Genomic DNA, 9,616 nt, shown 5'->3' on the forward strand with positions numbered 1-9,616 from the left:
CGGTCATGGCGATCATCGCGAGCACCACCCGGCCGCGCCTGCCCTGGGGCGTCCGGGTGGTGCTCGCGATGATCGCCATGACCGTCGCCGCCTTCGGGGCGCTTCCGCTCATGCTCATCCCCGGCTTCCAGGAGGCCTCCGCCTCGCGCGACCCGATGACGGCCGTGCTGGCTCTGCTGGCCCTGTGCGGCCTGACCTGCGCGGCCTACATCCTCCTGTCCTGGGCGCTGATGCGCGGCATCGACCGCCGACCCTTCCGGGACCTGGGCCTGGCGATCACCCCGCACGCCGTCCTGGGGCTGCTGGCCGGCATGGGCATCGCCCTGGCCGCGACCGTGATCGGCACCGGCGCCGTCCAGGTCCTGGGCATCGGCCGCATGCCGCAGACCGCCCCGGACTTCGGGCAGGCGCCGCTGTGGATGCTGCTCATCGCGATCGGCGCCCAGGCCTTCCTGCTGCAGGGCATCGGCGAGGAGGTGCTGTTCCGCGGCTACCTGATGCGCAGCCTCCCGCACCGTCCCGCGATCGCCGTCCTCATCAGCGCGGCGGCCTTCGGGATCCTGCACCTCATGTCCCGGGGCGGGCAGGAGAACCTGGGCGAGCGCTTCATCTACCTGGCGCTGCCGTTCGGCTTCGCGATCTGCGCGGGCTTCCTGGCCCAGCGGATGGGCACCACCTGGGCGGCGATCGGCATCCACGGCGGCAGCCACGTCGCCTCCGCCATCGCCATGGCGCTGGGGCTGGTGGCCGACGGGCCGGCCGCATGGGTCGCGATCGGCGCCCTGTTCGCCCTGGCCGGGGTCGCCGTGCACCTGCTGGGACGCCGCGAGGGCTGATCTCCCGCCGGCCGCATCCCCCGCCGGTCACTGCGGGAACCGGTAGCTATGCGTGCAGACGAGGCCTGTGGAGGCCTCGTCTGCACGTATGACTGCCGCTTCTGTCAGAGCAGGCCGCAGACCCCCGCCCAGATCGAGGTTCCGACACGTCTGCCCCGGCGCCCTGCCGGAACACGGGACCTGTGCGTGCACCTCACGACCGCATTCGCCTCACCCGACCACAGGAGTCCCGTTTCCCGGCACACGTGGCAGATGCCCTTCAGCCCCTGGCGCCCACCGGACATCTGGTGTACATGTATAGCCATGTCTATACAGGTTGACCCTCCCGCGGACCGTCTCACCGTCGGTCAACCCAGCCGTCCCGCGCTCTCCGGCAAGCGGCAGACGATCGTGGAGACCCTCGCGCATCGGATCCAGGACGGCCAGTACGAGCACGGCGAGAAGCTCGACGGCGAGCTCCGCCTGGCTGAGGAGTTCGGCGTCTCGCGGGGGACGGTCCGCCAGGCGCTCAGCGAGCTGAAGCACCGCCGCCTCATCTCGACCGAGACCGGGCGCGGCTCCTTCGTCATCTTCGACGGCCACCAGATGGACCAGCAGCGCGGCTGGGCGCAGTCGCTCGCCGACGCGGGCAGCGAGATCACCGTCGACCTCCTGGGCATCGAGCGCGTCGACACCGCAGCCGTGCCGCTCCTGCCGATCGAGGTGCACCTCGACCGGGGCATCGCCGTCCGCCGCGTTCGCCGCCTCCACCTGCCCGACGGGCCGCCTGTGCCGGTCTCGTTCGAGTGCGCGACCGTGCCGCCGGTCGGGACCCTCGCGGACCTGCCCGACAGCGGGCTGGTCGACGACTCCCTCTCCGCGACGCGCGCGAGCGCCGGGCTCATCCCGGACCACGGGATCCAGCGAGCCGACGTGCACCCCCTCGACCCGCGCGAGTCGGCGATCCTCGCCCGGGTCGAGGGCACGGCGTTCCTGCGCACCACGCGCACGTCGTACACCGCCGACGGCCGCTTCGTGGAGCACGTCGTCTCCCTGCTGGACCCCGACCACTTCACCCTCGCACTGTCGTTCGGAGACCCCCGATGAACCCCGCAGCCTCCAGCACCGACGACCCGGTCTCCGACGCCGACCGCGCCCACGGAGCCCTCCTCGGCCTCGCGCTCGGCGACGCGCTGGGCATGCCCACCCAGTCCATGCGCCGCGATGCCATCCGCGCGCGCTTCGGCCGCGTGGACCGCCTGCGCGATGCCGCCGACGACCAGCCGATCGCGCCCGGCATGCCCGCAGGCTCCGTCACAGACGACACCGAGCAGGCCCTGATCGTCGCGCGCCTCCTCCTCGAGGGCGACGGTCACGTCGACCCCCATGCCTTCGCCGATGCGCTCATCGCGTGGGAGGCGGACATGATCGCCCGCGGATCGCGCGACCTGCTGGGGCCTTCGACCAAAGCGGCTCTGGATCGGCTCCAGCACGGCGTGCCGGTCGAGGAGAGCGGCCGCTCCGGGACGACCAACGGGGCCGCGATGCGGGTCGCCCCGGTGGGCATCGCCCATCGGCCCGGCCCGGCGCTCCTCGAGGCGGTGGTCGAGGCCAGCCAGGTCACCCACCGCACGAGCCTCGGGATCTCGGGTGCGGCGGCCATCGCCGCGGCGGTGTCCGCGGGCGTCGACGGCGCGGACGCAGATGCCGCTCTCGACGCCGCCGTCGCCGCGGCCCAGCAGGGCGAGCACCTCGGCGCCTGGATCGCCGGTGCCTCGATCCCCGCCCGCTTCCTCGCGTTCCGCGACGGATTCCGCCGCGCCGGCTCCGAGCGGCGCGAGGATCTCCTCGCCGAGGTCGTGGGCACGTCCGTGCAGTCGCAGGAGTCCGTCGTCGCGGCTCTCCTCCTCATCGATGCCGGTCGGGACGACCCCTTCGCCGCCCTGTGCACGGCCGCGTCCGTCGGAGGTGACACCGACACCGTCGCCGCGATGGCCGGCACCGTCCTCGGCGCCGTCCACGGCCCGTCGGCCTTCCCCACCGATCAGGTCCGCCTCGTGCGCGAGACGAACCCGTTCGACCTCCGCTCCGTCTCTCGACGGCTCCTCGACCTCCGCCACTGACCCCTACTCCCTCCAGAGGTGACAAAGATGTCCACCGCAGCATCAGACCCCAGCACCACCCCTCCCGCTGGCGCTCCCCGGCTCGACGAGGGACGCCCCCTCGCCGCCGTCGAGCAACGGGGCATCGAGCCCGTCCCGCCGTCCGAGCGCCACGGCAACCCCCTCGAGCTGTTCTGGGTGTGGTTCGCCGCGAACATCTCGATCCTGGGCCTTCCGCTCGGCGTGAGCCTCGTGGCGCTCGACCTGTCGATCTGGCAGGCCGTGATCGTCGCGATCATCGGCTCCTTCGGCTCCTTCGCCCTGGTCGGCCTGATCTCCATCGCGGGCCGCCGAGGCGGCGCCCCCAGCCTTACGCTCTCGCGAGCCGTGTTCGGCTCGCGCGGCAACGCGGGCCCGACGCTCGTGGCGCTGCTGTCCCGCCTGGGCTGGGAGACCGTGAACACGTCCACCGCTGCGCTCGCCGTGGTGACCATCGTGTCCCTGCTCCTCGGGACCGGCGGCGACGCGAAGTCCGCCCCGGTCGTGACCGTGATCGGCGTGCTCCTGTTCGTCGCCTTCACCATCTCCGTCTCCGGCATGGGGCACGCGACGATCCTCGTGGTCCAGAAGTGGTCGACGTGGATCTTCGGCGCCGCCAACCTGGTGATCCTCGTGATGCTCGTGATGAAAATCGATTGGAGCCTCGTGGCGGCGGTGCCGAACGGGACGATGGCCGCCGTGATGACGGGCATCGGCATGATCGCCGCCGGCACCGGCATCGGCTGGGCCAACTCGGGCGCCGACATGGCCCGCTACCAGGCGCCGCACGTCAGGGCGCTGTCCCTCGTGGCATCCGCCGCAGCGGGCGCCGGCATCCCTCTGGTCATCATGATCTCGATGGGATCGATGCTCGGGGCCTCGGACGCTGCGATCGCCACCTCGCCGAACCCGCTGGACGCCATCCGCGACACCCTTCCCGGGCCTGCCGCGATCATCTACCTCGTGCTGTCGTTCATCGGCCTGCTGCTGTCCAATCATCTGTCCGTCTACTCGGCGGGCCTCACGACGATCACGCTGGGCCTCCGGGTCAAACGCGTGTACGCGGTGATCGTCGACGTCGTCGTCACCACCACCTGCTCGCTGCTGTTCCTGCTGGTGGCCGACGGGTTCTACGGCCCCTTCATCACGTTCATCTCGCTCCTCGCGGTGCCGATCTCGGCCTGGGTCGGCATCTTCCTGGTCGACATGCTCCGCCGCACGCACTACGACCCCGAAGCGCTGCTGGACCTCTCGTCCCGCGGCGCCTACTTCTACTCCGGCGGCGTGCGCTGGGCGGCCGTGGTCCCCTGGCTCCTCGCGATCGCGGTCGCGGCCCTGTTCATGCAGGTCTCCCCGGGCGAGACTCCGTGGTTCACCGGCCCCCTCCACGACACGTGGTTCGGCGCCAACGGCATGGCCTGGCTGATCTCGATGGGGATCGGCGGCGCGCTGTACGCAGTCATGGGGCTGCGCGATGCGGGTGACCGGTCATGAGCACGGTGCTCGGCGCCGGTGCCGGCCGTGTCGTCTGCACGGGGCAGGGCATCGTCGACGTCGTCATGCGGATCCCCGCGGTGCCGGAGGCCGGCGGCGACGTGTTCGCCTCGCGCCATGAGCTCGCGGCGGGCGGCGGCGTCAACATGATGGCCGCGGCCGCCCGTGACGGGGCTCGCGTCGTCTACGTCGGAGGCCACGGCACCGGGCCGTTCGGCGACCTGGTGCGGGCGGCCCTCGAGGCCGAGGGCGTGGAGCCGCTCCTGGCCCCGGACGCTTCGGGGGACACCGGCTTCTGCATCGCCCTCGTCGACGACACCACGGAGCGGACGTTCATCTCCACGTCCGGCGTCGAGGCGCGCACGAGCCTCGAGGACCTTCGGATGGTCGACCTGCGGCCCGGCGACGTCGTGTCCGTCTCCGGCTACTCGTTCGTCCACGACGTCAAGGGCGCCGCGCTGACGCGATGGCTGCCGGAGATCCCGACCGCCTGCACCGTGGTCGTCGACCCGTCGCCCGTGATCGGCGACCTCGGGGACGACGCCGTGAGCGCCCTGCTCGAGCGGGCCGATGTGTGGACGACGAACGATCGGGAGGCTCGGATACTCCTGGCGCGACGGGAGCAGGGTGAGGCCTGCCCCCGTGCCGGGGAGTCCGACGGCACGGCCGACGCCCTCGTCGCCCTCGCCGTCCGCCTGGTCGGCGCGATCGACCGGACGGTGATCCTGCGGGCCGGCTCCGCAGGGGCAGTGCTGGCGGAGCCCGGAGGGTCCGTCACCGTCCTCCCGCCGATGCGCGTGCGGGCCGTCGACTCCAACGGCGCGGGCGACGCCCACACCGGGGTGCTGTGCGCGCAGCTCGCCGCGGGCGCGGACCTCGGGGCGGCGGCGGAGCGCGCCGGAGTCGCCGCGGCACTGGCTGTGACCCGCGAGGGCCCTGCCACGTCCCCCACCGCGGCGGAGATCGACACCGCCCTGTCACGCCACCGGGGGGCCCGAGTCGGGCCCACCCCTCAGTAGTACACGGCGAGCGGCCCGTCGGGCCCGTCGATCACCTGCACGTCGGTGTCGAACACGCGGGTCAGGACGTCGGCGCGCATGATCTCTGCGCTGGGCCCGTACTCGACCACCCGCCCGTCCTTCATCGCGCAGATGCGGTCGGCGTAGCGGGCGGCGAAGTTGATGTCGTGCAGGACGATCACCACGGTGCGGCCCAGCTCGCGGGCGGCGGCGTCGAGCTGCTTCATCATCGCCACCGAGTGCTGCATGTCGAGGTTGTTGAGCGGCTCGTCGAGCAGCAGCACCTCGGTCTCCTGCGCCAGGACCATCGCGACGTAGGCGCGCTGGCGCTGGCCGCCGGAGAGCTCGTCGAGGTAGCGGCCCTCGAGCGCGGCGAGGTCGAGGAAGTCGATCGCGTCGCTCACGGCCTGCTGGTCGCGGGCGGTCAGTCGGCCCTGGCTGTGGGGGAAGCGGCCGAAGCCGACGAGCTGGCGGACGGTGAGGCGGGTGGAGATGTGGTTCTCCTGGCGCAGGATCGACAGCACGTGGGCGAGCTTCCGCGAGGGGGTGGCGCGCACGTCGTGGCCGCACACCTCGATGGTCCCGGCGTCCAGCGGCAGGAGGCGGCCGATCATCGTCAGCAGCGTGGACTTGCCCGCCCCGTTGGGGCCGACCAGCGCGGTGACGCCGCCGGTGGGGATCTCGAGGTCGATGGGGCCGATGGTGGCGTGCTCGCCGTAGCTCTTGGTGACGCCCTGGCAGCGGATCACAGCCGCCCCTTCCGGAGGATGACGAGGAGGAACGCGGTGCCGCCGACGAGCTCGATGATGATCGAGACGACGCCCTGCGCGGAGAACACGTGGTTCATGACGGCGTAGGCCCCGGCGAGGACGACGAAGCCCAGGAGGGCTGCCATCGGCAGCACGTACCGGTGGTCGTGGGTGCCGGCGGCCTGGTAGGTCAGGGCCGCGACGAGGAAGCCGAAGAAGGTCATCGGCCCCACCAGCGCAGTGGAGACGGCGATGAGGATCGACACCAGCACGAGGGTGGCCAGCACGCCGCGCCGGTGGTCGACGCCGAGGTTCACGGCGGTGTCCCGGCCCTGCGCCAGCACGTTCAGACGCCGGGTGCCGGCGAGCAGCAGCGCCGAGGCGAGGGCGACGAGGACGATCGCGGGGACAATGTACTCGTCCTGCGCGTTGGTGACGGCGCCGAACATGCGGGCGGCGAGGACGTCGAACTCGCTGGGCGAGAGCAGGCGGCGCATGAACGAGGCGACGGAGCCGAGGCCGCCGCCGACCACGATGCCCACCAGCAGCATGATCTGCATGTTCCCGCGCCGACCGGTCAGCAACGTGCCGTAGAGGGCGACGGCCAGGCCCACCATGAGGGCCACCTGCAGCAGGAACTGGGGCGTGCCCTGCAGCACGAGCACCCCGGAGACGCCGAGGAGGTACACGGCGGTGGTCTGGATCGCGGTGTACAGGGACTCGAAGCCAAGGATCGACGGGGTGATGATGCGGTTGTCGGTGACGGTCTGGAAGGCGACGGTCGCCAGCGCCTGGGACACGGCGACGATCGCCATCACGACGAGGGAGGTCGCACGGAGCTTCGCGATGAGCCAGAAGCCGCGGGTGCCGGGCTCCATGGGGTTGTCCCAGGCGAGGGTGAACCAGGCCAGCGCGATGGCCGCGAGGGCGAGCGCGCCGAGGAAGGCGGCGTAGCGGCGGGCGGCGCGACGGTCGGCGAAGGCCCCGACGGCGCGGGAGACGGCGCCCTGCGGAGCAGCGACGCGGGCGGCGGCATCACCCGGACCGGTCGCGCCCGGGCGCGCGGCGCGGGCCAGGGTCGTCCTAGCCACGGGCACGCTGCCTCAGCAGGAGGCCGACGAACACGACGGCCCCGACGATCCCGAGGATGAGCGAGACGGGCACCTCGAACGGCATGATGATGAGCCGCCCGAGGAGATCGCAGGCGGTGACGATCGCGATGCCCAGCAGGCACACCCACGGCAGGTTCGAGCGCAGGTCGTCGCCGCGGACGAGGGACACGATGTTGGGGACGATCAGCCCGAGGAAGGGCAGGGCGCCGACGACGACGGTGACGACGCCGGTGGCGATCGCGATCAGGCCGGTGCCCAGCAGCACCACCTTCTGGTAGTCGACGCCGACGGTGGTGGCGACCTCCTCGCCGAGGCCCGCGACGGTGAAGCGGTCGGCGGCGATGAACACGGCCACGACCACGAGGGCGACGATCCACAGGATCTCGTACTGCCCCTTGAGGATGGAGGTGAAGGACCCGGCGAACCAGACGCCGAGGATCTGCAGCGCGTCGAACTGCAGGGCGATGAACGTGGAGACGGAGGAGACGACGGCGCCGAGCATCATCCCGATGATCGGGACGATGAGGGAGGAGCGCAGGCGCACCTGGCGCAGGAACGCGAAGAACACGAGGGTGCCCAGGAACGCGGCGCCGATCGCGGCGCCCATCCGGGCCATCAGGCTCGCGCCCGGGAACAGGACCATGACGGCGATCAGCCCCAGCCCAGCCCATTCCGTGGTGCCCGTGGTCGTGGGCTCGACGAAGCGGTTCTGGGTGATCAGCTGCATGACCAGGCCCGACATCGACATCGCGGCCCCGGCGAGGACGAGGGCGATGGTGCGCGGCACGCGGGTGATGGCGAACATCTCGCGACCGTCGGCGGCGCCGGCCACGTCGTATACCCCCGTGAGCAGGGAGGCGGCGAGCAGCGCGGCGACGGCGACGGCGGCGAGCAGCAGCTTCGGGTCGACGAGGCGCCCGCGAACGGCGGGCCCGGGCGCAGAACCGGGAGAGCCGCGCCCGGCGCGCGCCGTGCCGGAACCCGGGCGCGCGGTTCCTGAACCCGGGCGCAGGGAGCCGGAACCCGGGTGCGCGGCGCTGGAGCCCGCGCCGCCCGGGGCCCGGTCGAGATCGGACGCCGGGCTCAGCTCTTCTTCTCCATGGCCTCGGCGAGCGCCGTGAGGAACTCGGTGTAGGTCTGGATGCCCTCGTTGGTGTACGTGTCCGCGGGCATGTAGACGATGTTGCCCTGCTGCACAGCGGTGACGCCCTGCAGGGCGGCGGAGCCGGCGATCACCTGGTCGGCGGGCTGGAAGCCGGCCTCGTCAGCGGCGACGGCGGCATCGCGGTCCATCACGAGGATCCAGTCGGGGTTGGCCTGGGCGATGGCCTCGACGGAGACGTCATCGCCCTCGTGGTCGTCGCTGGCGCCCTCGATCTCGAGGGCGGGGGTCAGGCCCAGCAGCGGGAAGATCGGGCCGAGGACGCGGCCGGCGCCGGGGGCGATGTAGCCGAGCTCGCCGCCCGAGGAGTTCAGAGCCATGACCTTGGCGCCGGCCGGGTAGGCCTTCTTGGCACGCTCGACGGCGGCGTCGAGGTCGTCGGCGAGCTACGTTGCCTCAGTCTCCTTGCCGAAGACCTTCCCCAGCTGCTCGACGGCGCGCTTGAGCTCGGCATCCAGGGGCTGGTCCTCGCGCGGGTCGAGGTTCAGGATCACGGCGTCGGGCGCGAGCTCGGCGAGCTTGGCCTGGTGCTGGGTGAAGCGCTGGCCGTTGATGATGAGGTCGGGCTCGGCGGCGACGACGGCCTCGAGATCGGGCTCGCGGTGGCTGCCGAGGTCCACGATCGACTCGTCGTCGCGGTAGGCGATGGTCGAGGGGATCAGCTGGCGCGGTGCGGCGGCGAGAGTCACGCCCCACGAGTGGAGGGTCTCGAAGAGGCGGTTGTCGGTCGCGACCACGGACGTCGGCGGCGAGGGGACCTCGTGGGTGCCGTTGTTGTCCTCGACGGTGACCGTCCCGGCGGACGCACCGCCGTCGGAGGCGGAGCCGCCGGCGTCCGAGGCGCCGCCCGACGCGCCGCCGGTGGCGCAGGCGGACAGGGCCAGGCCGACGATCCCGGTGGCCGCGCCGAGCAGGGCGGCGCGGCGCGTGACGGGGGCTGTGCGGGAGGAGCGCGAGGTCAGGGCAGGGCGGAGAGCGGACATCAGGTCCCTTTCGGTGCGACGGGCGGGTGCACGGGGCACCGCGCTCAGGGAAGCGCTCGGCGGGGCGGACCGGTATTTGCGCGATGGCAGCCTTTCCCAATCAGGAAAGGTTTGCCTCACCTTAGGGGGCCGGGGCAGGGG

General features: G+C 72.2%; 8 protein-coding genes and 1 pseudogene. 5 read left to right on the forward strand and 4 right to left on the reverse strand.

The annotated features are described in order from the left end of the window. The 5 genes from FM110_RS08955 to FM110_RS08975 form a co-directional block, all read left to right on the forward strand. Nucleotides 1-836, forward strand: an 836-nt coding sequence (locus tag FM110_RS08955) for a CPBP family intramembrane glutamic endopeptidase (RefSeq protein ID WP_087104427.1), incomplete at its 5' end; no start/stop codon positions are given. A 303-nt stretch (nt 837-1,139) separates the two neighbouring features. Continuing rightward, a complete protein-coding gene (locus FM110_RS08960) occupies nt 1,140-1,922 on the forward strand; it encodes a GntR family transcriptional regulator (RefSeq protein ID WP_087104428.1) in 783 nt (260 codons plus the stop codon). After that, nucleotides 1,919-2,938 (forward strand): ADP-ribosylglycohydrolase family protein, encoded by a 1,020-nt coding sequence (locus FM110_RS08965; RefSeq protein WP_087104429.1) that lies wholly within the window; start codon nt 1,919-1,921, stop codon nt 2,936-2,938. Before FM110_RS08960 ends, FM110_RS08965 begins: the two co-directional genes overlap by 4 nt. A gap of 27 nt (nt 2,939-2,965) precedes the next feature. Then, nucleotides 2,966-4,450, forward strand: a complete 1,485-nt coding sequence (locus FM110_RS08970; protein WP_087104430.1) for a purine-cytosine permease family protein — start codon at nt 2,966-2,968, stop codon at nt 4,448-4,450. Beyond that, a complete protein-coding gene (locus tag FM110_RS08975) occupies nt 4,447-5,469 on the forward strand; it encodes a PfkB family carbohydrate kinase (RefSeq protein ID WP_087104431.1) in 1,023 nt (340 codons plus the stop codon). Before FM110_RS08970 ends, FM110_RS08975 begins: the two co-directional genes overlap by 4 nt. On the opposite strand, the gene FM110_RS08980 is transcribed toward FM110_RS08975, so the two are convergent. The 4 genes and pseudogenes from FM110_RS08980 to FM110_RS08995 form a co-directional block, all read right to left on the reverse strand. Then, nucleotides 5,463-6,218, reverse strand: a complete 756-nt coding sequence (locus FM110_RS08980; RefSeq protein WP_087104432.1) for an iron ABC transporter ATP-binding protein — start codon at nt 6,216-6,218, stop codon at nt 5,463-5,465. The two genes, FM110_RS08975 and FM110_RS08980, sit on opposite strands and share 7 nt — an antisense overlap. Further along, on the reverse strand, nt 6,215-7,309 hold the full coding sequence (locus FM110_RS08985; RefSeq protein ID WP_234992120.1) for an iron chelate uptake ABC transporter family permease subunit: 1,095 nt from the start codon (nt 7,307-7,309) through the stop codon (nt 6,215-6,217). Before FM110_RS08985 ends, FM110_RS08980 begins: the two co-directional genes overlap by 4 nt. Then, entirely contained in the window at nt 7,302-8,228 is a 927-nt protein-coding gene (locus FM110_RS08990; RefSeq protein ID WP_234992122.1) for an ABC transporter permease, read from the reverse strand. Before FM110_RS08990 ends, FM110_RS08985 begins: the two co-directional genes overlap by 8 nt. 185 nt (nt 8,229-8,413) lie before the next feature. Beyond that, nucleotides 8,414-9,475, reverse strand: a pseudogene (locus tag FM110_RS08995) (siderophore ABC transporter substrate-binding protein). Nucleotides 9,476-9,616: the final 141 nt, after the last annotated feature.

The sequence above is a fragment of the Brachybacterium nesterenkovii genome (assembly GCF_900163655.1).
Classification (GTDB): domain Bacteria; phylum Actinomycetota; class Actinomycetes; order Actinomycetales; family Dermabacteraceae; genus Brachybacterium; species Brachybacterium nesterenkovii.

Excerpts from the sequence above, each read along its gene's own strand:
- FM110_RS08960 (WP_087104428.1), top strand. The coding sequence starts at position 1,140 with ATGTCTATACAGGTTGACCCTCCCGCGGACCGTCTCACCGTCGGTCAA.
- FM110_RS08965 (WP_087104429.1), top strand. The coding sequence starts at position 1,919 with ATGAACCCCGCAGCCTCCAGCACCGACGACCCGGTCTCCGACGCCGAC.
- FM110_RS08970 (WP_087104430.1), top strand. The coding sequence starts at position 2,966 with ATGTCCACCGCAGCATCAGACCCCAGCACCACCCCTCCCGCTGGCGCT.
- FM110_RS08975 (WP_087104431.1), top strand. The coding sequence starts at position 4,447 with ATGAGCACGGTGCTCGGCGCCGGTGCCGGCCGTGTCGTCTGCACGGGG.